Here is a 23,588-nt window from a genome sequence, read left to right on the forward strand (position 1 = left end):
CCGCGGGTGGCTTCCGGCCAACATCCCTTGAGGGCATCGCCCCGGCTGTGTTACCGTTTCCCCTCTCCTTGACGCGTCCTATTCAGGCGCCTGAGGTTCCGCGATCGACCGCGATCGCATGGGCCGGCGATGCGTCGATCCGCATCTCCCGCCTCCCGTAGATCAGCCCGAGGTCACGAAATGCCTGAAGTCCGAGCGTTCCGCGGCGTCCGTTACGATGTGGCCCAGATCGGCGCGCTGTCCGAGGTGACGGCCCCCCCCTATGACGTCATCGACGCCTCGCTCCAGCAACGGCTTTACGACGAGAGCCCGTACAACATCATCCGCCTCGAGCTGAACCGGCCGGAGGAGGGCGATTCGGAGACCTCCAATCGCTACACCCGGGCCGCCGGCTTCCTTCGCGACTGGCTCCGGAAGGGGGTCCTTCGCGCCGAGGATCAACCGGCGCTGTATCTTTACGAGCAGACGTTCGAGGTCGAGGGGCAGACGCACACCCGCAAGGGCTTCCTGGCCCGGGTCCGGCTCGAGCCCTTCGGCAAGGGGAAGATCTACCCCCACGAGCAGACCCTCGCCGGCCCCAAGGCGGACCGGCTGGCCCTCTACGAGGCCACCGGGTTCAACCTCAGCCCGGTATTCGGACTCTACCCGGACGCCACGAACGAGGCCCTCCAGGCTCTCGAGCGTCGGATCCGCGACCGGGCCCCGCTGGAGGCGACCGACCACCTGGGCGTGACCAATCGGCTCTGGGTCGTCACCGATCCCGAGACCCTCACCACCGTGCAGGGGCTGATGACCGATCGCCCCGTCTTCATCGCGGACGGACATCACCGCTACGAGACCGCGCTCAAGTACCGCGACCGCCTCGAGGAGAAAGGGGAGCTCGCCGGTCCCGAGGATCCGGCGAATTTCTGCCTGATGATGCTCGTGAGCATGAGCGACCCCGGCCTCCTGATCCTCCCCACCCATCGTCTGGTCACGGGCCTCCCCGGCCTGACGTTCGAGACCCTCGCCGAGGCACTGGGCGCCGAGTTCGAGGTCCGCCGCGTGGGCGAGGGTGAAGCCGGCTGCCGCGCCGCCTGGGAGGAGATCGAGGCCGGCGGCGAGCAGGACGTGCTGGGCTTCGGCACCGTCGCCGACGGCGCCTGGGCGCTGGCCCGGCTCCGCTCGGACGACGCCATGGATCGCCTGGCCCCGAAGCAGAGCCCCGACTGGCGGGCCCTCGGCGTGAGCATCCTCCACGTCCTGGCCGTCGATCACCTGCTGGGCGGAGCGGGCGGAAAGGCCCAGTGCCGCTACGTCCACTTGATCCGCGAGGTCCTCGACGACGTTGCGGCCCGTGGTTGCGACCTCGCCTGCCTCGTGCCCCCGGCCCAGATGCAGCACGTCGAGGCCATCGCCTCCAACCTCGAGACGATGCCCCCCAAGAGCACGTATTTCTATCCCAAGCTCCTCAGCGGCCTGGTGCTCAATCCGATCCGCTAGAGCCCTGTCACGGCTTGATTTTCGGGTTCGCTGCGGGACAGGCAGGAATGCCCCTGGCCCCCTCAGCGGGGCCATCGGTGAGTCTCGAGCCCCCGAGTTCAAATGAGGGGAACGCTGGTCATCACCGTCCCGTGCCGAACACCGTCACAGACGAAGGCGGCGCCCACCGGGCCGGACCGGGGGAGGGGCCAGAGCGACGGCCACGCCTCGATCAAGGCGCCGGGCGGAGCGGATGCTTCCCTCCCGTTCGTGCCAGGGGGCGAGAAGGTGAAGTGGAAGCGGATAGGAATCGCCGTGCGAGGGAATATCACCAGATTTTTGGCGTCGTCCGGCGAGAATTTAGGATAAACTGGCGACGGGGCCGACGAGGGGTGCATCGAGGTTCATCAGCGGGGAGGGGACTCGGCCGTGATGGACGAATTGTCCGAGAGCATGGTGGTCCGCACCGTGCCTGCGAACGAGCCGGGGACGAAGGAGAAGCCGCGGCGTCAGCCGCCCTACGCGGTCGTCCTTCATAATGACCGTGTGAACGGCTTCAGGTTCGTGGTCGGCGTCCTGAGGCGCGTCTTCGGATACAGCGGCCCGAAGGCCTTCCGGCTCACCCTGACGGCCCATGTCCTGGGCCGGAGCGAGGTCTGGCTGGGGACCCTCGAAGTGGCCGAGCTGAAGGCCGAACAGATCCAGTCCTGCGGCCCCGACCCGGACGTGTCGAGGGCCTCCGCGCTGCCGCTCAAGGTGACGCTGGAGCCGCGACCCGCTCGGTGATGATCGGACAGTGGTTGTGGTGTCCGCCTCGCTGACTTCGCACGGGCCGTGAGGCAGCTGGCTCGCCTCACGCGAAGGCGGAGTCGCATGTCGATCGCGATAGCCCCCTCGCGCCATCCCTCCCTCACGATCGAGGGAGGGTCTGGGAGCTTCGCCTCGGGCAAGGAGCTTGCTCGCTCTGCCACGGCGGGCTTCCGCCCGTCGTGCTCATTTCCCTCCGCGCTTGGTCGGAGGAGACTTGGGTGGACCTGGGGGCTCCGGGGCGGCCGGGCCACGAGCCGAGGGCTTCTTGGAGGAAGCCGGCGCAGGGGCCGGGGAAGGATCCGGGGCCGGGTGGCTTGCCTTCCTGGCTCCGTCCTTGCCGGCGGCTTTCGACTTCTCCTCAGCCTTCTCGGCGTGCTTCGCCGCGGCCGGGGGCGCATCCGCGGGCTTGGCCGCGTGGTGCTTCCCGCCCCCCTTGGCGGCCTCCTTGGCGGCCTGGGCGTAGGGACAGAGCTTGCGGAGCTCGCAGCGGGGGCACTCGGGCGTCTCCGGGAGGCAGGTGTCGTGCGCCAGCTCCTCGATCAGCTCGATGAATTCCTGGCCCCGGTTCTTGGGCACCGCGCGTTCCAGGACGGCGCGGAGGCTCGGGACGTCGGGCTCGGTGATCCCGAGGCGGCCGAGTGCCCGGCGTGAGGACTCGTCCACGGGGATGGCGTGGCCGCCGAGGGCAAGCTGGATCACGGTCGCCGTCACGAAATCGGACTTGAAGACCTCGTAGGGCTGGAGGGTCTTGAGGGCTTCCTTGAGCGGCTTCTTGGCGAGCGCATCGAGGTTGAACGCGTAGGTCTTCTCGAAGAGCTGCCGGAGGAACCTGCGGATCCGCTGGGCCCGGCCCTCCGGGTCGGGGATGTCCGCGAGCGCCTCGCGGACCTCCTCGATGGGACTGACGCGGACCTCGTTCCAGTCGAAGAACTCATCCTTGAAGCGTGAGAGCGCCTGGTTGGCCTGCTCCCGGGTCACATCCTCGTGGCAGACGCCATAGACGACGGCCTCGAGGATGCTGAGACGCCCCGGCGATCGATCCGGCTTGGGCTTGTACCTGCGCTTCAGGTGGGTGTGGATATCGTTGAGGAACTGGGATTTGCTTTGTGTGGCCATGGGGAAGATTGTTCGGATGCGGTTGGGGCGTCTCTTCGTGTAGGGATTCGTTCCCGGCGGATGGGTGCGCCCTGAGCCGCCGGGAGTCTCTCGCCCGGGGTCACGGCCGGGACTCGGTTCAGGGGGCGTCCGGCTCGGCGGGCGAACCGGCAGGGCTGGAATCGTCCTCGTCGTCCGGGTCCGAGTCCGGTGCGTCCGGGTCCGGGTCCGGTGCGTCCGGGTCCGACTTGCGGTCCGAGGCGACCGCCTCGGCGATGAGGCGGCCCATCTCGACGGACTTCTTGACGCTGTCGTCGAGCTTGAAGGACAGGACGGGGGTGACCTTCGTCTGGAGTCGCGCGGCGACCTTGGCCTGGAAGAACCCGGTGCCGTGCTTGAGGCCGGCGAGGGCGAGCTTCCGCTCGGCGGGGGAGCCCATGACCGAGACGTAGATGGTGGCGTTCCTCAGGTCGCCGGCGACCTCCGCGCGGAGGACCGTGACGCCGCGGATCCGGGGATCGGCCGCCTCGAAGAGGACGGCCGAGGCCACGACTTCGCGGATCGCTTCGGCGACTCGGAGGCTGCGGTGGGAAGGCATTCCGGGACCTCGGGGAAGTGCGGGACAGCCGGCCGGGACGCGGCGGCGTGCCGGCGGACCTGCGGGGGCGACCTGGCCGGGCCGGGCGGCGTGCCCGGCCCGGCCCGTCCTCGATCAGAGGGTGCGGCGGATGATGTCGACCCGATAGGCCTCGATGACGTCGTCCGGCTTCACGTCGTCGTAATTGGCGATCTTGATGCCGCACTCGAAGTTCTGGGGGACTTCCTTGACGTCATCCTTGAACCGCTTGAGGGCATCGATGGCCCCCTTGTAGATCTCGCGACCCTCGCGGATCAGGCGAACCTTGGCGGCCCGCTCGATGGTCCCCTGGGTGACGAAGCAACCGGCCACCGCGCCGACCTTGGAGATCCTGAAGACCTGGCGGACGACCGCGCGGCCAAGGTGGACCTCCTTGACCTCGGGGACGAGCATGCCCTCGACGGCCTTCTTGATGTCGTCGGTGACCTGGTAGATGATGTCGTAGCGGCGGATCTCGATGTCCTTCTCGTCGGCCAGGGTCACGGCCCGGTCCTCCGGGGCGACCCGGAAGCCGATGACGATCGCCTGGGAGGCGTCCGCCAGGAGGATGTCGCTCTCGGTGATGCCGCCCACGCCCTTGAGGAGGATGCGGATCGGCACCTCGTTGTTCTCGAGCTTCTCGAGCTCCTTGGCGAGGGCCTCGATCGAGCCCTGGACGTCGGCCTTGACGATCAGGTTGAGGGTCTTGACCTTCTGCTCCGCCATGCGGTTGTAGAGGTTCTCGAGCGTGACGGTCTGGCGCTCGGCCTGGGCCGCCTCGCGGGCGCGGAAGCGGCGGGTCTCCGCGATCTCGCGGGCCCGGCCGACGTCGTCGATGACGCCGAAGGCCTCGCCGGCGGTGGGGACGACGTCCAGGCCGGAGATCTCGACCGGCGTCGAAGGCCCGGCCTGCTCGATGGGGCGGCCGCGGTCGTTGAAGAGGGCGCGGACGCGGCCGAAGCCGTCGCCGCAGACCAGGACGTCGCCGACCTTGAGCGTCCCTTCCTGGACCAGCACCGTGGCGAGGACGCCGCGGCCCTCGGAGAGTGCCGCCTCCAGGCAGGTGCCCCGCGCCGGGCGATCCGGGTCGGCCTTGAGGTCGTGGAGCTCGGCGATGGTCTCAAGGGTGGCGAGGAGGTCGGAGAGCCCCTGGCCGGTGACGGTGGAGGTCTTGACCACCTCGACGTCGCCGCCCCATTCCACGGGGTTGAGCCCCTGCTGCGCGAGCTCGCCCAGGATCTTGTTGATGTTGGCGGGGGTATCGACGTTGGGGAGGTCGATCTTGTTGAGGGCCACGACGATGGGCACTTCGGCGGCCTTGGCGTGGGCGATGGCCTCGATCGTCTGGGGCATCACGCCGTCGTCGGCGGCCACGACCAGGACGACGATGTCCGTGACGTTGGCGCCGCGGGCCCGCATGGCCGTGAATGCCTCGTGGCCGGGGGTGTCGACGAAGGTGATCGGCTTGCCGTTGTACTCGACCTGGTAGGCGCCGATGTGCTGGGTGATGCCGCCGCTCTCGGAGTCGACGACGTTCGCCTTGCGGATCCGGTCGAGGAGCGAGGTCTTGCCGTGGTCGACGTGGCCGAGGATCGTGATGACCGGCGGCCGGGGCTTGAGGTGCTCGGCGTCCTCCTGGGGCGCCAGGGACTCGAGGAGGTCATCCTCGGCCGTCCGGGCGTGGACTACCTGGAGCTCGACCCCGAACTCCATGGCGAGCATGGTGGCCAGGTCCTCGTCGAGCGTGGTGTTGATCGTGGCCATCTCCCCCATGGCCATGAGCTTGCGGAGCAGCTCGTTGGCCTTGATGCCGATCTCCTCGGAGAGGTTGCGGACGGAGATGGGGGGCTCGATCTGGGCCTGGCTCTTGCGAGTCGGGGCGACGGCCGCGCGGTGCGAGCCGCGCTGGGACCGCCGGCCGCGCGAGCGGCGGCCGTCATCGTCGTCGTTGAGGAGGGCGCTGGCGGGCTGGGGCGAGGACGAGCGGCGATCGGTGGCCCGCTCGGTCCGGCGTGCGCGCCGTCCGGCCCGGTCCGCGGAGGAGCCGACGCGGGCCTTGTTCTTGCGATCGTCCTCCTCGTCGAAGCCGGCCGGGGGGGGTGCGACGGGGGCGGGCGACGAGCCCGGCGGGCCGGGCATCCGCGGGCCGGCGGGGCCGGGCCGAGGGCCGGGCGCGGCGGGTGACCGACCGGCGCCGGAGCCGGGTGCGCCGGGCATCCGGGCGCCCGGCACGCCGGGGCGGGGGCCCGGCCCGGCGGGGGGGGCGCCGGGGAACGAGCCGAGCTGGCCCGTCCGCATGAGGTTGAGGATCTCCTCGCGCGTCATCCGCTTCTCGGGACGCTGGGACTTGGCCTCCGGGGCCTGGGGGGCCTGCCGGCCGGCGGCGGTGGACCGCTGGACGGGGGCCTGGGGGGCGGCCACGGGGGGGAGCGGCCGGCGCGGGGCGCTGGGATCTCGACGGTCGCGGTCGGCGGGGGATTCGTCGCCGGGGCGTCGCGGAGTGCCGGCGGCGGAGGCCGGAGACGCCGAGGAGCCGCGCTGGATGGGGGGGCGGATTCCCGCCGAGGACATGTAATCGCTCCGCTTCAAGGGTTGGGAGCCGGTTGCGCCGCCGGCGTCGTGGGCCGGATAAGAAGGCGAGGGCCCCTGGGGTCGGATGGATCGATCCGTGGCGGACGAGCCTCCCGGGCCGGCGGGGGCGCCGGGGCGGGGTGCGGTGCCGCGATGCGGGGTATGGCCGGCGAGCGGGCCGCCGGCGGGGCGGGCCCCGGCCTGGCTGGCGCCGGGCCGGGAGAGGGGCGGCGAGCTCATCGGGACGCCGCGAGACGCGGCCGGGGCGCCGGCCTGGCCGGAGGCCGAGGGCGTGGAGGACACGCCGGCGGCCGGGGTCGAGGCCGGATGGATGACCGACTGGCCGGAGGGGACGGCCTGCGCAGGGGGTGCGACGGTCGCGGGCCTGGGCCGCGCGACGGGGTCGGCGGCTTCGGCGGCGGCGGCGGGGGGGCGGGCGCCGGCGGGGTTGCCGGCCGGCGGACCGGTCACGGCGCCGGACGACGGGGCCTGGGCCGGGGCCGTCGCCACCGGCCGGGGTGTCGGCCTCGGGGCGGCGGCGGTCGCGGCCGGGGCGACGGCCGGGTTCGCCCTGGCGGCGCCGATCCCCTCGGCGGGCTTCGGCGACTGCTTCATCAGGTCCCGGATTCGCTCCACGGTCGACGGGTCAAGGCTTGCCAGGACGCTCTCCTTCACGTCCAGGCCCCAGCCCTGGATGCGCTCGAGCAGGTCCTGGCTCTTGAGTCCCAGTTCTTTCGCCAACTCGTGAACACGCGTGGACAAAGGCAGCTCCTCCCGGAGTCGGCTCCGGATGGCCGTTGCGTTCACGGCCTCGATTTGAATTCTGGTGTGCGATGCGGCTGCTCCGGCCGGGGCGGGGCTGATTCCCCGTTCGATGCGGCGGCCTGGAGCATCGGGCGAAGGCCGGCCCTCCGCGACCGCCGCCACGGGCTGGGGACCCGGAAGCGTCGTCTCGCCGAGGCCGGGCGGGACGCCCGGAACGACCTTGATTCTCGGATGGCAACGGCAGGTGGCCCCCGGCGCGACGGGGCTCGGGGGCCCGAACGGGTTCGCTATGACACGTCGCCGCCATGCGGCGTGACCTCGGGGGATTCACGATCGTCGGGGGTTGTCGCCTCGGCGAGGGCGGGGGGGGAGTCCGGCTCGGAAGAGGCCGGACGATCGCCGGCGCCCTTCTCGACCGCATCGGTCACGATGCGGATGGTTGCCCCCTGGTCCTCGTCGCTGGGTCTCGACGTCACTTCGTGGCCATGTCGCGATCGGCCGTACTTCTCCTCCGCGAGGGCCACATCGTGAATCTCGTCGTCGCTCGCCTCGTCTGCCTCCGGATCGGGGATCTCGTCGGTGGGTAAGTCGTCTTCGGCCGCGGCGTCGTGTTCGGCGGGCAAGGCCGAGTCGACTGCGGCGGCCGAGTTGCCGGCATTCTCGGGGTCGGTCTCGTGGTCGGGGGATTCGTCCTGGTCCGGATCCGGATCGTCTCCGGATTCGGCTTCCGCCGCGTGGGCCTCCGGGGCGTCCTCCGCGACGGCGGCCCCCTCGGCGGCCTCCTGGCTGGCGAATTGCTCGAGCAGCGCGGCGGCGGCCCGCCCCCCCTTGCGCCGGGGGAGGTCGTCGGACTGCTCCTCGGCCATCACCTCGGCCCTGGCGACGATCTCGGTGGCCTGCTCCTCGCTGAGGCCCTCGATGGTGTTCACCAGGTCCGGGATCTCCATGACGGAGAGGTCGTCGTAGCTGAGGATGCCCTGCTCGACGAGCCGCTCCGCCAGCTCGGTCTCGACGCCGTCGATCTTCTCGAAGGACTTGACGGCCTTCTCGATGACCTCGTCGAGCTCCTCCGCGGTCATGATCTCGATGTCCCAGCCGACGAGCTTCGAGGCCAGCCGGACGTTCTGGCCGCGGCGGCCGATCGCCAGCGAAAGCTGATCGTCGCGGACCAGGACGATGGCCCGCCCCAGCAGGTGGCAGAGCATGACCTCGTCGATCTCGGCGGGCTGGAGCGCGTTGGGGATGAGCACCAGGAGCGACTCGTTCCAGCGGACGATGTCGATCCGCTCGCCGGCCAGCTCATCGACGATGTTCTTGATCCGGGTGCCGCGGACGCCGACGCAGGCGCCGACGGCGTCGATCTTGGTGTCGATCGAGGTGACGGCCACCTTGGACCGATAGCCGGCCTCGCGGGCGAGGGCCCGGATCGCGATGATCTGGTCGGCGATCTCGGGGATCTCGAGCTCGAAGAGGCGGCGGACGAAGTCCGGATGGGTGCGGCTGAGGATGATCTTCACCCGCTGGCCCACCTTGCGGACGTCCAGGATGATCGCGCGGATCCGCTCGTTGGGATGATAGCTCTCGCCGGGGATCTGCTCGCCGCGGGGGAGGATGGCGTCGGTCTTCCCCAGGTTGACGATGACGGCCCCGCCTTCGAACCGGACCACGGTCCCGGTGACGAGGTCGCCGCGCTGGTCCTCGAACTCGTCGAACAGGCTGTCCCGCTCGGCCTCGCGGAACTTCTGGATGATCACCTGCTTGGCCGTCTGGGCGGAGATCCGCCCGAGCTCGGCGGGGTCCATGCGGACCCCGTCCATCGTGGCATCGAGCGAGCCGGTGTCGAGGTCGAAGTTCACCTCGATCGTCTCGGCATCCGGATAGTGCTTCCGGGCCGCGGTCTGCACGGCCGATCGAATCCCCTCGATCAAGACTTCCTTGGGGATGTTCTTGTCGCGGTGGATGCTATCCACGATCCGGACCAGGTCAACACTCATTCAATCCCTCCGAAGCGTTGCTCGCCACCGTCTCGATGGTTGCCGAACCTTACCGCGAACGATCACGCCGGGCGACCCGGAAAATGCGACGAGCCGCGCCCGGCTTGCGGGCGGGGCTCGGTCTTCCTGTCGCATTGCCATCGAGCAGAGCAACGCCTCCCCCTGGCCCTTCTCGGCTCGATCGATCGCACGGATTCGATCGAGGGCGGAGAACGAACCAAGCCCCGCAGGAGCCGACGCTGAAACCACGGGCTCTTCGCAGCCTCGGCTCCGTACTTAATTTATCTGAGAGTTGACACCTCTGTCAAGCGCCACAACAATGCACGGTCAATTCGCGGGGTGCCCCGCGGGCCGCCCCCGGAAGCGGCACGGCCACGAGCCGGGGCGCGTCCCGCCTCCGTGAAGCTCCAGGTCGTCCCAACGTCTCCAGCCCACTGGCTTTCGGGCGACCTCCCGCCAACCGGGGCGCCCTCGCGCCCCGGCACGTGGGGTCGCGAGGCGGGCGGGGCGCACCTGACCTCGATCCGGGCCGACGTGCCGACGCGTCGGCGACTGACGGAGCAACGGATGACGCCGCCGATCCCGCACCACGGGCCCCTCGTGGACACGCACGCTCACCTCGACGATGACCGGCTCCGGGGCGACCTTGATGACGTCCTGCGGCGAGCCAGGGGGGCCGGGCTGGAGCAGATCCTGGCCATCGGGACGACGGCGGCGGACAGCCGGTCCGTCGTCGCGATCGCCGGGAGGCATCGCGGAGTCTTCGCGGCGGTCGGGGTGCAGCCGAACCACGTCTCGGAGGCCTCGTCCGGAGACTGGGAGACGATCGTCGACCTGGCCCGCGAGCCCAAGGTCGTCGCGATCGGGGAGACGGGGCTGGACCGATACTGGGACCGGGCCCCGTTCCCGCTCCAGCAGGAATGGTTCGATCGGCACCTCCGGCTGGCGATCGAGCTCGATCGCCCCGTCGTGATCCACTGCCGAGATTGCGAGGCCGACATCATCCACCAACTGGGCCAACTGGGACGGCCGATTCGCGGCGTCCTGCATTCGTTCACGGGCAACGCGGAGCATGCCGCCGCGTTCCTCTCGCTGGGGCTCCACGTCTCGATCGCCGGCATGGTCACGTTCACCAACCGCTCGCTCGACGGGCTCCGGGAGGCGGTCCGGACGATCCCGGACGATCGCATCCTCGTCGAGACGGACAGCCCCTATCTCAGCCCGAGCCCGGCACGCGGCCGCCCCAATCAGCCGGCCCATCTCGCATGGACGGCCGCGTTCATCGCCGCGTTGCGCGGCACGCCCGTCGAGCAATTCGCCGAGCAGACGACCGCGAATGCGAGGGCACTCTTCCGGCTGCCCGTCGAGGAGACGCTCGAGGAAATGGAACTTCCCTGACGTTTGGCCCAAACTGTGCAGGTGTCATGACCGTCAATCCGGGCAAGGACGACCGCGAGCGGGTCGTTTTTCGCCTCGACGCGGAAGGGCATCTCCTATCTAATCACGCTCCCGGCGGGGCCGTCGATGGCGTTCGTTCGCCGACCGACGACCCCAGGATGCAGGGCTCGGGTTCGGGTGGATCAATGTCCCACCCGGGGGATCCAATGACGATGAGTTCGGCCGGCCTGGAACGTCTCCTCATCTTCGGCCCGATCCTCTTCCTGATCGCCGTCGGTGCGTGGATCGCGTCTCGGAGCGGAGTCGCCCGCCTGAGCACCGGGCAAGATTACCTCAAATTGGCGGGTAATCTATCCCAGATGGCGTTGCGGATCGTGGGGTACGTCGTCCTGCTGATCGGCATCCAGTACATGGTGGGCCTGCGGCCGACCCTGGGCTGGTGAGCGATCGACGGGAATCGAGATGACTCAGACTCCCCGGGCCATCGGATCCCAGAGGATCTTGTGTAGCTGGAGTTGAAGGCGGATCGGGAGCCTCGTCTCGAGGATCCAGGCGGCGAGTTCGGTCGGGTTCACCTTGCCGGCGACCGCGCTGAAGAGGACCGGGCAGCGTTCCAGGATTCGATGCTCGCGGACGACGGCCACCGCCCAGTCGAAGTCGCGTCGATCGCACAGGACGAGCTTGACCTCGTCGATCCGCTTGAGCCGATCAAGATTATGCCATACGTTGGCGGACTCCTCGCCCGATCCCGGCGTCTTCAGGTCGAGGATGATCCGGACCCGAGGGTCGACGCGTGACGTATCCACGGCGCCGCTGGTTTCCAGCAGGACGGTCTTGCCCAGGTCGGCAAGCCGAGACATGAGCGGGAAGACCTCCGCCTGGAGGAGCGGCTCGCCGCCGGTGATCTCAACCAGGTCGTCACCGAGGGCCAGCGCCTGCTCCACCACGTCCTCGAGGACGACGACGCGTCCCTCGTGGAAGGCGTGGGGCGTGTCGCAATAGACGCATCGCAGGTGGCAGGCCGTGAGTCGGATGAAGACGCAGGGGAGCCCGGCGAAGGTGCTCTCGCCCTGGAGGCTGCGGTAGATCTCGTGGATGACGAGCGAGCCGGCCGCCTTGCCCATCAGCGGCCTCAGGCGGCGGGCGAGATCGGCCCCGGCCCGGCTCTCGGGGGCGGGGAGGATGGTGGCCTCGGGGCTCGGCTTCTTGACCTCGGTACTCATCGGTCTGGTGTTCTGTGGGCGTGGGATCAGGTTCGGGAATCGGGGCGTTCCAGCGTATCGCGGCCGCCGAGTCGTTGAGAACCCCATCCGTCCCACAAGAGGCCGCACGGCCGGGCCCGGCACGACTGGCCTTGCCGCCCGGGGCCGGGCCGACTATCGTGTCGGCCCGGAGAACACCGGGGACGTCATCGCCGTCGACGATGCATCAAGGAGGATCATCCCATGCTCCGCGCCTACACGGAGAATCTCTCCCTCGCCGCTCGCGCGCGGCTCGGCCTCAAGAAACTCATGTTTCCCGGGACGAACTGGGTCAGCCGCGACAAGTCTCGGGTGGCCCGGATGTTCCTGGAAGGGACTCCGAACCAGCCCGTGCGGACGCTGGATTGCGGCTGCGGCAACGCATACTTCTCGATCGAGGCGGTCCGCCGTGGCGCGCGCTGCCTGGGCATCACCATCCACGAGTGGGAGAAGCGGAACTGCGAGGAGATGCGGGCCTATCTCGGGATCTCCGCGGCGGCCCTCGAGTTTCGCCAGGCGACCCTGGAATCGCTGGCGGCCGACCCGGAACGCCGGGCCACGTTCGAGCAGGTCATCCTCCTCGACGTCATCGAGCACATCCTGGACGCCCCCAAGGCCCTCCGCCAGATTCGCGACCTGCTCGCGGAGGACGGCCTGGTCTACATCACGACCCCGCATCGCGACTGGCAGGCCCATTCCGAGCGAATCCGGGTGACGCGGTTCGAGGACGGCTGGCATGTCCGCAACGGCTACACGTTCGAGCAGCTCGAGCGGGTCCTCGAAGAATCCGGCTTCGAACCCGTGGATCGGCTCCGGTTCGGCACGCTCGGATCGTCGGCCGTGACCTGGATCCAGCACCGGGTCTTCGGCAAGTGGACCGATCCGCTGACGGTCGCGTTCTTTCCGATCCTGAAACTGATCGCGGTCGCCCTGTCGCCCTGGAAGGATCCGCATACGATCTTCGTCCTGGCGCGGAAGCGGCGGGACGGGCTCTGAACCGGCCGAGTTGACCACGTGCCTCGCCAGGCCGTAGAGTATGCCATCCTGAGATCAGCCACGGCGATGAGCGGATGCAACGGGGTGCGGGTTCATGAGTTCCGACGGTCGACGGCCGCCTTATTTCCTGGGTATCGACCTTGGCGGGACGAACATCAAGTGCGGGGTCGTCGATGACTCGGGGACGGCCCTGACCTCGATCCGGATCGCGACCGAGGCGGATCGAGGGCCGGAGTTCGGGATCGAGCGGCTGGCGGAGGCGGCCCACATGGCCGTCGACGCCGGCAACCTCGGCTGGGATGACGTGGCCGCGGTCGGGCTCGGCTCCCCGGGGACCATGGACCTCTCCCGGGGGATGCTTCTGGAGCCGTCCAATCTCCCGGGATGGGATCATTTCCCGCTCCGGGACCGTCTCGCGGAGCGGCTGGGCAAGCGGACCTTCCTCCAGAACGATGCCAACGCGGCGGCCCTGGGAGAGCACTGGGTCGGGGCCGGCCGGCAATCAACGAGCCTGATCCTGTTCACGCTCGGGACCGGGATCGGCTGCGGGATCATCCACGAGGGGCGGATCGTCGATGGCCGGCACAGCCACGGCGGTGAATGCGGCCACATGATCATCCAGGCCGATGACGGCCGGCTCTGTTCGTGCGGCCGGACCGGCCACCTCGAGGCCTACGCCTCGGCGACCTCCCTGGTGAAGCGGGCCGCCGAGGCCCTGGCGGAGGACGACGCGCCGAGCCTCCTCCGCGAGCTTGCCCCCGAGGACCTCACGAGCCAGGCCATCGACCGAGCCTGGCGAGAGGGCGACGCACTCGCCTCGACCCTGATGCGGGAGACGGCGCGCTACCTGGCGGTCGGCGCCGTGAGCGTGATGCACACGATCGACCCGGACCTGATCCTCTTCGGCGGCGGCATGATCGGCTCGGGCCGGCCATTCCTGGATGAGATCCGATCCCAGATCCACTCCATGACCTTCGCGATGCTGGCTCGAGCCATCCGGGTGGAGTTCGCCGCTCTGGGCGGCGATGCCGGTTTCATCGGTGCCGCCGGCTACGCCCGCGGCGCGCTGGTAGGTCCCCACTGAGCACCGGGCCCGGTTCTCCCGAGGCCCCGCGATCGCCAACCGGAGGACGCATTCATGGCAGACGCCAATGAGCCCGTCGAGGGTGCCGCGGCGGTTCCGGATCGACGTCCCGCGGGCCGCCCCGATCCCGAGCCGTTCCCGAAGGAGTTGAGCCTGCTCCTGATCGTCGCGGGGGTCGGCGGCATCCTCCTCCCCGGCCCGGTCGGGATGCCCTTCCTGGTGGTCGGCGGCCTGAGCCTGTGGCCTCGGGCTGCCTCCCCCGCCGATCGCTGGTTTCGTCACGCCTTCCCCCGGCTTCACCGTGAAGGCCGGCACCAGCTCGCCCGCTTCCTCCGCGATCTCGAGAGCCGATATCCCGCCGATTCCCGGATCCCTACGTGCAGCCGCTGAGCGATCCTCACAGGCCGGAGAATCATCCGCATCGATACAAATCGATAGAATCCATAAAGTCCGCGCCGCTGCCACCCGATAATTCCGTTGAAGTCACCATTTCTTGACAGGGATCCCGGCCGTTCTGGCTGCGAGATCTCGCGTCGCGCCTTTCTGCCGCGATCGATCACTTCTGCTCGAGGAGACGTGGCCATGCCGGAACGAGGTGCACGGAGTTCGACGGCGGGCGGAGGCGCCGCCCGATTGTCGCGATGGGGGGTCGGTTGGCTCGGGCTGCTGTGCATCGGCACCTATTCGCCCGAGACGTGGGCCCAGGGGATTCCGAGCATCCCGGGCACCGGCGCGGGGACGGTCCCGGGGGCGGTCTCGTCGTTGGGTGGGGCCGCGGTCGCCCCGCAGCGGACGATCTGGGGCTTCCTGGGCCTGACGCCGCAGAATTTCGCGGCCTGCAAGGACAAGCTCTGTAGCTGCCAGTTCGGGCAGATGCTCAACAGCCTGATGACCGGCCCCATGGGAGCCGTGACCGGGGGATTCGTCTCCCACCTCTGCCCCGCGGCCCCGAGCCCCGCCGCGATCCAGGCGCTGGAGAACAAGCCGAACGGGGCGGCACAGGCCGCCGCGGCCAAGATCCAGGCCAGCGAGGCCGACGCCAAGGCCCGGGTCGCGGCCGTGGAGTACCTCGGCACGGTGGACTGCAATCGCTTCCCTGAGGCGAAGCAGGGACTGATGTCGGCGCTGGCCACCGACCCCAATGAGTGCGTCCGCTATGCGGCGGCCAGGGCGCTCGGCAACGGCTGCTGCTGCGATCAGGACGTGATCGAGAAGCTGAGGATCTGCGTCGCGGGCGAGAAGGCCAAGGGGGCACCGGCGGAGACCTCGGCCCGGGTCCGCGCCGCGGCGTTCGCCGCGCTCCAGAACTGCCTGACCAAGGTGCCGGACGAGGTCGAGGGCCCCCCGGCGACCGAGGAGCGAGCCAGCCCCGAGGATTCGCTCCCGCGGGCGCTCCCCGACCCGAAGAAGCGGGCCAAGCCCGAGAGTACCACCTCCACCAAGGCCGATCCGGACGCGGTGGTCACGTCCGTCCGCTCCGCCAAGGAGGGTCCGCGCGTGAAGACCTACGAGCAGACCGTCGCCGAGGCGCGGCGGACGCTCGTGGATATGGCCCAGCATCCGCAGCCCCGGAACACGCTGGAGCCCGGCCGGAAGTCGGTGCTGGACGCCTTCGCCAAGGCGAGGCGAGACATCGACGCCAAGTCGCGCCAGCCGAGGCCGGCCGCGGCCCCCGCCACGTCGGCGGCCCCGACGGACAACGCAGTGATGCCCAGCTCCTACGTCCCGTCCGGGACGGGGACGAACGCCCCGGCGGCCGGCGACGGCTTCCCGTCCTCGAGCCCCGCCAAGCGCGGCCTCTTCGGACTCCTGGTCCGACCGCGGAATCCCGGCTGAGCCGAGACCCGTCTACGCCTTCATCTCTCTTGACCCGTCCGGGTCACCCAGCATTCGTGTCGCCGACGGATCCACGTCCGGAACGACAAATCTCCCTCACTTCTTCCCAATCATATCTCCCCGAATCGGTCTCGACCGCTCGTGAGGCAGGACGCTGGCGGCCTGCCCAGGGATGAAAGGAGTCATTCACGTGAACGCCGAGGCTTCGCGTCGAAACTGGATTCGGAACGGGGCATGGGCCGTGCTCGCCGCCCTCGTCCCCGTCGCCGAGTGCCCGGCGGCGGTGGACGGAAATCCCCCCGCCGATCAGGCCCTCGCCGCACCCGCGGCCGGTGCCGGCAGCATCTCCGCCCCGAAGGCGTCGGGCTCGAACGGACGGGCGGCCATTCCGCCCCCGCGGGCCTTCCGCCCCGACGAGCTCGGACGCCTGATCCCCGCGGCCCCACCGGCCCGGACGTCCGCCCCGATCCCGCCGCCTCGGGTCTTCGTCGCCGATCATCCCCAGCCGGCACCCGCACCCGTGCCCGCACCGCCCCCCCCGGCCGCGACGGCGCTGGTGCTCGAGTCCGGCCCGGCCGCCCCGCCTGAGGAGCCCGCGGCCCCGGCGGCCGCCCTGCCTGAGGAGCCCACGGCCCCGGCGGCCCCCCCCGCGAACCTGAGCGCCGCGCTCCTCTCCCTGGGCGTCGCCCCGAAGGAAGAGGGCCAGCCCGAGCCGGCCCCCGCCGCGGCCACGGCCGAGGACCGGCCGTCACAACCGGCCCATGACGAGCCGTCGCAACCGGCCGAGGACGCCCCGGCCCGGGTGGCGGCCACGCTGGAGCCCGTCGCCGAGCCGGAACCTCCGGCGGCCCGCGTCGAGCTCGAGGCCCAGCCGGCCATGGTGGTCGAGTCCGAGCCGCCGGCCTCGCCAGTCCCCCCCGCCGCGGAGCCGGCTAAGCCCGCCGCGGAGCCGGCCGAGCCGGCCCCGGTCGCGACGCCCCCGAGGGAGGAGAAGCCCCTCGCCGTCTCGGTCCCCGCCGCCCCGCCGGCCGGACCGGCCGAGTCCGCAAGTCGGGCGGCGGCCCCGGCCCTCGCCCCGGCGGCGCCCCCGGAGGGGCCGAAGACCAGCGACGACGAGGTCGACCGGGCCACCTGCACGACCTGCGGCACCCGGCATATCTCCTCGGATGGTCATGTTTTCACCGGATGTGCCAACGGCAATTGCATCCCCGGCCGGCCCCCGTGCAATCTCCCCGCCAACGAGTGCAACACGGTCGTCGGGGCCTTCATGCAGAACCTCTACCAGGCGATCTGCTGCCCGGACCCCTGCTACCAGCCCAGGTGGGATCCGGTCGCCAACGCGTCGCTCTTCGCCGACTATGCCCGCCCCCGAACCGTCACGCGAATCCGGGTCGACCGCGGCCTCGACATGACGCACCCCAATCGCAACCTCTTCTTTTTGATGCAGACCGGGCCGGGCTTCCCCAAGAACGTGACGGCCCGGCGCAACGGCCAGATGTACCGATGGCAGGGCGATCCCAGCCTCAACTGGTCGGAGCTCTACCTCTACCAGGAGGCGGCCGGCGAGAAGGGGAGCTTCTTCGTGGAGTATCCCTACCGGCAGATCAACCCGCTCTACAGCCCGACCCAGGCCGGTTTCGGCGACATCAACTTCGGCACCAAGTCGATGCTCTTCGACACCGAGCTGCTCCAGGTCGCCTTCCAGTTCCGGACCTACATGCCCACGGGGAACGCCAGCCTCGGCCTGGGCACCGGCCACATCTCGCTCGACCCGTCGATCCTGGCCGCCCTCAAGATCGGCCCGGAGACCTTCTACCAGGCCCAGGTCGGCCAGTGGATCCCGATCGGCGGCGATCCCCAGATCCGCGGCGGCGTCCTCTACTGGCTCATGAGCCTCAACCAGGTCCTGCTCTGGACCACTCCCGATAGCCCGCTGATCGGGACCCTCGAGATGGACGGCTGGTCGTTCCAGGACGGCGGCTACTCGGATCCCGCGTTCATCCGCCAGCGGCAGACGGGCGTAGGCCCGCACGGCTATCCCAAGTACGGCCCCGTGAATCCCGCCAGGGGCGGGAAGCACCCCGGGTTCGTGGCCTCCGGCGGCGGGGTGTCGTACTTCAACATCGGGCCGGGCCTGCGGTGGTCGATCTGCAACAAGGTGGACCTCGGCGGCGCACTCACCTGGTCCACGACCCCCGGCCAGTGGGCAAGCCCCTGGTTCCGCTTCGAGGTCCGATTCCTCTTCTGAGGCGGATAACCTCCCAGTCGCCGCGATCGACTCGAGCGGGGGCCGTGCCGGCCCCCGCTCGCGTTGCCGCTTCGGTCATCCCGATCCCGGCATGATCCTGACGGGAGAGGGCGACCGCCAGCGCCGGCCCCGAACAAAATGGCCGACCCGGGCCGTTTTCGAGTTCGAGGACGCAACCACCGCGGGTTATGATTCGGGGACTCCGTGATGCATCTCGGCCCAAGCCACTCGAGGGGAACCGTCGATGTCGGATGATAGCCCCCGGCCTGCTCGACCCTCCTGGAAGCGAGCGGGGGCGGAGCCCCGGGCCGCCGAGCCGTCGTCGCACGAATGGAGCAGACGCAACCTCCCGGCCGCGAATCGGGCCCAGGGGCCTCGGTCGAGGAACTTCAAGGTCGTCGGCGTGGCCACGGCACTCGCGGCCTGCATCGCCTTGATCCTCTTCCTGATCTTCCTGTTCCGGCCCCCGCACCCGGCGGCGGTGGTCCTGGTGGGGGCCGACTATTCCACCAACCTGGCGGTCCCTCACAACCTGCTGGGGTGGAGGGGGCTGCAGGGGCTCGAGGCCGTCTCTCGGGTGCCGCCACGCTGGTCGCTCTTCCCGCCCGCCACCCTGCAGCTCATCAAGGGGGGGGCGACCCCGCTCGACCTGGCGACCGACTGGGACGCGCTCATCGAGGACCTGAAGGGCTCGGCCAGGGGCTATCGGACCCTCCTGATCGCGGTGGCGCTCCACGGTGGCACGACCGCGGAATCCGCCTACCTGATCCCGGCCCGGTCTTCCGGGCCGAACCCGGATCGGCTGGACCTTGCGCACGTCATCAAGTCGATGGCGGAACTGCCGCCGGATCAGAACAAGATCCTCGTCCTCGAGGGTGCGCTCGTGCCGGCCGACTGGCGGCTGGGGATGCTCTATAACGATTTCGCGCGACGGCTGGAGGCCCTCGAGCCGGAAATCCGGCGGGTGAAAAACCTCTGGGTCCTCAGCGGCTGCGACGTCGACCAGCAATGCTGGGCGTCGGAAGGGCTGGGGCGGTCGGCGTTCTTCCATTACATCATCCAGGCCCTCCAGGACCGGACGATCAACTCGGGGGGCCGACTCGACCTGAAGTCGCTCCATGAGTATGTCCGCCGCAATGTCCGCAACTGGGCATGGAACGCCAGGGGGGCCATCCAGGAGCCCGTCCTGCTCCCCGCGGAGGCCGCCGCGGCCGAGGCCGGCCGGGCCGGCAAGACGCCCTCGCGTCCCCCCGTCTCGAGCGTGCACCTGGCGACGGCGGAGCCCCAGCCGTCGCAGGATACCCCCGCGGCCCTCGATCAGGCGGCCCTCGCCCGGCAGTGGCGGTCCTTTCAGGAGCTCGACCGGCTGTCGCCCCACCCCTCGACCTACTCGCCCCGGCGGTGGCGGCAATATCGGGCGACGCTGATCCGTTACGAGGAGCTGGCCCGGTCCGGCGCCACCCCCCAGCAGCTCGACCCGCTCGCCGAGCGGACGAGCTCGCTCGAGGCCCGGATCCGGGCCGACCGCTACTTCACGAAGCTGACGGAGTCGCCCCAACACAATCTGGTCATGTCCTCCGTCCAGGGGGCCATCATACCGGCGCGGCGCGATGCGGACGCCGAATTCTCGAGACTCTGGAAGCCCCCCGCGGGCACCGACCCGTCGCGAGCCTGGGAGGAGATCCAGAAGACGTTCGCCGCGGCCGAGGCGGATCCGGCCCAACCGCTCCGATGCCGGGTCGACGACTACCTCATCCAGCGGGCCATCGCGGACCCTGACCCGAGCGAAGGGCTCGCGATCGCGGCCGACCGGTTGCGACAGCAGACGCGGGACTCGCGCAGTCCCCAGCCCTCCGAGGCCCACTTCCTGATCATGCTCGACGGGTTCCTGCGGCCGGCCACGCCACGGCCGCCGTCATTCTGGCCGAGGGCCGCTCGCGCCCTGCGGATCCGCCGCCTGGCGGAGCGAGTGGCGCTGGGGATCCCGGAGAAGGATGCGGGTTATGGGTTCAGCGAGCGGCTCATGCCCTGGCTGCGGGGACTTGTCGACCGGGCCGACGAGCAACGGCGACTCGGCGAGGACCAGCTCCTCGCCTCGGACGAGTCCGCCTGGGATCGCGCGGAGCAGTCCCTGGCCGCCTCGGAGGCCCTCTATCGGTCCGCCATCGCCGGGGGGGACAGGGTCCGGCAGGCGATCTCGGCCCGGGACCTCGCCCTGTCCTCGCTCCAGGACTACGCCCGCTGGATGGGACATCGCCGTCCGGAAGAACTCGGCAAGGATGACCTGGCCAACGCGGTCGTCGAGACCTACGGCCAGGCGCACGCCCTGGCCGACCGCCTGGACGAGGCCGGCGACGCCCAGGACGCCTCGCTGGAGAAGCTCCGCCAGGGCCTGTCGTCCGGCATGGAGGCGCTGGGCCGGCGATTCCGGGATCACGCCAGCAATCTTGCCGGCGACCGCCGGCCGGCGGATTGCGAGGCCGCCGTGGCGGTCGCGGCCGTCCCCTTCCCGGACAACCCCGAGCTCGCGCAGCGGACCGCCCTGTGGGACCGGCTGGACGCGATCCGGTTGCACGACTTCAAGCTGGCCGGGGGCGGAGATTCCCCCCAACCCACCCCGGCGGACCTGGACGTCGCCACCGACGTCCTGAGGCGTCGCGGCCGGCTCCAGGGCCGGATGGCGATGGCCGCCCTGGGCCAGGCCTGGTTCAACGCGCCGGGCTTCCAGGGGGGTCCCACGTTCGATCAGGTCTCGAAGCAGATCGAGAGCGCCTTCGAGGAAGGAGGGGACCGCCCCTGGTGGAGGTCGATCGCCGAGGCGGGGGACGCCATCGGCCTCCGCTGGCGGAGCCTCGCGCCCCGGGTCGAGGACCTGACCCGGGACGAGGCTCGCGACGCGGAGCCGGCCGCGGCGGCGACCCGGATGACGACGGCCAGCCGACTCGATCGGATCCTCGACGGCGGGGCCGAAGCCCTGCCGGATCCCGACCCCGAGTCGGCGACCCTCGATCGCCGACTCCGGATCCGTGGCCTCCTCCTCTGGCTCGCCGAGCGGGCGTGGCGCGACCACTGGTTCGACGAGGATCACCGGGCGATCGTCCCCTATTACCGCGCCGTCGGCTCCCGCCTGGTCGGCGATGCGGCGCGGATCCGTGCCAAGGATCCGGAGATCGTCCGCGTCCAGCAGATGCTCGCCCGGAACGACCGGCTCAAGATCGACGGCCCGCCCCACGAATTCATGACAACCGAGCCGTTCCGCGAGGTCGCGTACCGGATCGGCGCCGAGGGGGCGGCGGAGAACATCCCCCCCGGCCTCCCCGTCATCCGGCCGGTGGTGGCCGCGGGCACCGAGGCCGATCTCGAGCTCGTGGACGGGAACGGCGGCTACAAGCTGGCCCCCTGGCGGACGGGGGGGGACGTCGCGAAGTTCGCGGTCACGTCGCGGACCATCCGATCCGTCGAATCCGACGAGTCCATGAATCGGCCGGTGGTCAAGACCTGCCCCCTGGTGGTGGAGGGCTTCTACCGCGGCCAGCGGTTCGACAGCCGGACGGCCTTCGAGCTCCATCCCGTGCCCCACGAGATCTCCATCAGCCCCCCGACCGTGGACCCCCGCGCCAGCCTCTGCGTCCGGGCCGACGAGCGCCTGCTCCGACGCTTCGGTTCCGGCAACGGCGCGATCGCCATCGTGCTCGACATGTCCGGGAGCATGACCGGCCTGACCCCCTCCGGCAGGGAGCGGATCGCCGAGGCCAAGACCGCCCTGGACCAGCTCCTCCAGGTCATCCCGCAGGGGACCCGGCTCAGCCTCTGGATCTTCAGCCAGGTCGACGTGAATGAGCCCAATCCGTTGAAGAGCGACCCCAGGGTCCTCGCCCCGGAGAACACGATCAAACGGCTGCGGGAGCCGAAGGAATGGAGCCTCTCGGAGCGTCCCGGGCTGCTCGCCGAGCTCGAGAAGTACAGGCCGTTCTGCGAGACGCCCCTGGTCCAGGCCATGTGGCATGCGGCCGGCAACGACCTGCTCGCGGCGAAGGGCCTCAAGACCCTGCTGGTCCTCACCGACGGCGCGGACACTCGATTCATGAAGAACACGGACTTCAACCCCGTCCGCGACGGCAAGCCGACGTTCGCGAACATCGCGGACTTCATCGGCAAGGCGTTCGACAAGACGGCCATCCAGGTCAACATGGTCTACTTCGCCCCGAATGATGACGAGGTGGCCAAGAAGGAACTCCAGGAGGCCAAGGAGAATTTCGAGGAGCCGTTGCGGAGGCTGGATCGACCCGGGACCTTCGTCGCCGTGAAGGACCTGGGCCAGTTGCTCTCCAGCCTCAAGCAGGGAATCCGACAGGACCTCGCCTGCCGGGTCTACGACGAGCACGATCGCCCCATCTCCGACGAGCTGCTCCCCGTCACGCGGGTGGGCGAGGAGGACCACTGGTGGCTCGACGGCCTCGATCCCGATCGCCTCTACACGGTCAGCGTGCTCGCGGATCGGGCCTATTCGCACAAGGTCGATCTCCGGAGGTCCGAACACCTCCTGATCAAGCTCGTCGACGTCGGGGACAGGATCGAGTTCCAGCGCGGGCTCTACAGCGAGGACTTCACGGCCCGGAAATCCGAGGACCGCTCGGAGTCTCGCCTGAGCGGCCTGGCGGGGCTGGTCACGCCCGGGGAGAACGGAGATCGATTGCGGACGCTCGTCTCGCTGGAGCAGGTGGCGATGAAGCTCCCCGATCCGGAGCCGATCCGCCAGGCTTATCCCCAGGCGGCCTGGTTCCGCATCGAGGCCGAATCCCCGGAGACCTTCACCTCGATCTGGCGGGACCTCCCCACGTATCCCGCCCCGGCCTGGGAGATCGACGTGCCGAACTGGCCCAAGGATCCCGCGGGGCAGGGGCCCGCGCGGCCGATCCTCCGCGGCTGGTGGTTGACCGCCGGCCAGGTCCAGCGCACCTTGCCCGAGATCTCGCTCGAGGGGGACTCGAGTCGGCGGCTCCGGCTCGATGACGGGAGCGAGGTCGTCCTGGAGGGGCTGAACGTGGAGAGCCACTTCGTCGATGTGGGCGAGGGCCGCCGCGTCGAGAGGCGCTGCCTGGCGATCCGGCTGGCCTATCCGAAGGATCAGCTCCACATCGTCAATCGGAAGAGCCTCCTCGACGCCGGGATCGGGACCGAGGGGATGGAGCAGCGGATCTTCATGAGGGCCAACCGCTACACCGGGCTCTTCTGGCCGGTCCAGGAGGAGTCCGCGAGCAAGCTCAGGCGGATCGGCCTGCTGCCCATCGGCGAGCTGATGAAGCTGGCGGAGAAGCAGCAGACCACGGCGACCGTCAAGCTGCCGGCGCCGGAGCGGGGCGGCCAGTTCCCGCCGCCGCCCCCCCCGCTGCGGCCCGATCGGCGGGCGCTACAACCTCGACCCGGTCCGTCGCCGGCCGGCCCGGGTTGATCGAGCCGGCCCCCGTGCCGT

The 23,588-nt window shown here is 70.2% G+C and carries 15 protein-coding genes; 10 read left to right on the top strand and 5 right to left on the bottom strand.

Annotated features, from left to right (window positions below):
* The first annotated feature begins 180 nt into the window (after positions 1 to 180).
* Positions 181 to 1,482, top strand: coding sequence for a DUF1015 domain-containing protein (locus tag G6O54_RS18625; protein WP_165227168.1), 1,302 nt, complete (start codon positions 181 to 183; stop codon positions 1,480 to 1,482).
* A gap of 411 nt (positions 1,483 to 1,893) precedes the next feature.
* Entirely contained in the window at positions 1,894 to 2,247 is a 354-nt protein-coding gene (locus G6O54_RS18630) for an ATP-dependent Clp protease adaptor ClpS (protein ID WP_250846976.1), read from the top strand.
* Between the two features lie 207 nt (positions 2,248 to 2,454).
* Here G6O54_RS18630 and G6O54_RS18635 read toward each other — a convergent pair whose 3' ends face one another.
* From G6O54_RS18635 to nusA, 4 genes are all read right to left on the bottom strand, one after another.
* Positions 2,455 to 3,387, bottom strand: coding sequence for an endonuclease III domain-containing protein (locus G6O54_RS18635; RefSeq protein WP_205678911.1), 933 nt, complete (start codon positions 3,385 to 3,387; stop codon positions 2,455 to 2,457).
* Between the two features lie 118 nt (positions 3,388 to 3,505).
* The gene (gene rbfA, locus G6O54_RS18640) at positions 3,506 to 3,964 is read right to left on the bottom strand and encodes a 30S ribosome-binding factor RbfA (protein ID WP_165227169.1); all 459 of its coding nucleotides are present in this window, start codon (positions 3,962 to 3,964) and stop codon (positions 3,506 to 3,508) included.
* Positions 3,965 to 4,078: 114 nt separating this feature from the next.
* Positions 4,079 to 7,315 carry a translation initiation factor IF-2 gene (gene infB, locus G6O54_RS38545; protein ID WP_165227170.1) on the bottom strand — a complete coding sequence of 1,079 codons (3,237 nt, stop codon included), beginning with the start codon at positions 7,313 to 7,315 and terminating at the stop codon, positions 4,079 to 4,081.
* 290 nt (positions 7,316 to 7,605) lie between these two features.
* The gene (gene nusA / locus G6O54_RS18650) at positions 7,606 to 9,312 is read right to left on the bottom strand and encodes a transcription termination factor NusA (protein WP_165227171.1); all 1,707 of its coding nucleotides are present in this window, start codon (positions 9,310 to 9,312) and stop codon (positions 7,606 to 7,608) included.
* A gap of 567 nt (positions 9,313 to 9,879) precedes the next feature.
* Between nusA and G6O54_RS18655 the strand changes: the two genes are divergently transcribed.
* Both G6O54_RS18655 and G6O54_RS18660 read left to right on the top strand, forming a co-directional pair.
* Positions 9,880 to 10,710, top strand: coding sequence for a TatD family hydrolase (locus G6O54_RS18655; RefSeq protein ID WP_165227172.1), 831 nt, complete (start codon positions 9,880 to 9,882; stop codon positions 10,708 to 10,710).
* Between the two features lie 212 nt (positions 10,711 to 10,922).
* The gene (locus G6O54_RS18660; protein ID WP_165227173.1) at positions 10,923 to 11,153 is read left to right on the top strand and encodes a hypothetical protein; all 231 of its coding nucleotides are present in this window, start codon (positions 10,923 to 10,925) and stop codon (positions 11,151 to 11,153) included.
* A 24-nt stretch (positions 11,154 to 11,177) separates the two neighbouring features.
* Here G6O54_RS18660 and G6O54_RS18665 read toward each other — a convergent pair whose 3' ends face one another.
* The gene (locus tag G6O54_RS18665; protein WP_165227174.1) at positions 11,178 to 11,933 is read right to left on the bottom strand and encodes a radical SAM protein; all 756 of its coding nucleotides are present in this window, start codon (positions 11,931 to 11,933) and stop codon (positions 11,178 to 11,180) included.
* Positions 11,934 to 12,155: 222 nt separating this feature from the next.
* Between G6O54_RS18665 and G6O54_RS18670 the strand changes: the two genes are divergently transcribed.
* The 6 genes from G6O54_RS18670 to G6O54_RS18695 all read left to right on the top strand — a co-directional run bounded on the left by G6O54_RS18670 (position 12,156) and on the right by G6O54_RS18695 (position 23,567).
* Entirely contained in the window at positions 12,156 to 12,947 is a 792-nt protein-coding gene (locus G6O54_RS18670; protein ID WP_165227175.1) for a class I SAM-dependent methyltransferase, read from the top strand.
* 94 nt (positions 12,948 to 13,041) lie between these two features.
* A complete protein-coding gene (locus G6O54_RS18675) occupies positions 13,042 to 14,031 on the top strand; it encodes an ROK family protein (RefSeq protein ID WP_165227176.1) in 990 nt (329 codons plus the stop codon).
* A 54-nt stretch (positions 14,032 to 14,085) separates the two neighbouring features.
* The gene (locus G6O54_RS18680) at positions 14,086 to 14,421 is read left to right on the top strand and encodes a hypothetical protein (protein WP_165227177.1); all 336 of its coding nucleotides are present in this window, start codon (positions 14,086 to 14,088) and stop codon (positions 14,419 to 14,421) included.
* Between the two features lie 243 nt (positions 14,422 to 14,664).
* Entirely contained in the window at positions 14,665 to 15,867 is a 1,203-nt protein-coding gene (locus G6O54_RS18685; protein WP_165227178.1) for a HEAT repeat domain-containing protein, read from the top strand.
* Positions 15,868 to 16,057: 190 nt separating this feature from the next.
* The gene (locus G6O54_RS18690) at positions 16,058 to 18,115 is read left to right on the top strand and encodes a hypothetical protein (protein WP_165227179.1); all 2,058 of its coding nucleotides are present in this window, start codon (positions 16,058 to 16,060) and stop codon (positions 18,113 to 18,115) included.
* Positions 18,116 to 18,359: 244 nt separating this feature from the next.
* Positions 18,360 to 23,567, top strand: a complete 5,208-nt coding sequence (locus G6O54_RS18695; RefSeq protein ID WP_165227180.1) for a hypothetical protein — start codon at positions 18,360 to 18,362, stop codon at positions 23,565 to 23,567.
* The last annotated feature ends 21 nt before the right edge of the window (positions 23,568 to 23,588 follow it).

Source organism: Aquisphaera insulae (assembly GCF_011064615.1).
GTDB classification, from domain to species: domain Bacteria; phylum Planctomycetota; class Planctomycetia; order Isosphaerales; family Isosphaeraceae; genus Aquisphaera; species Aquisphaera insulae.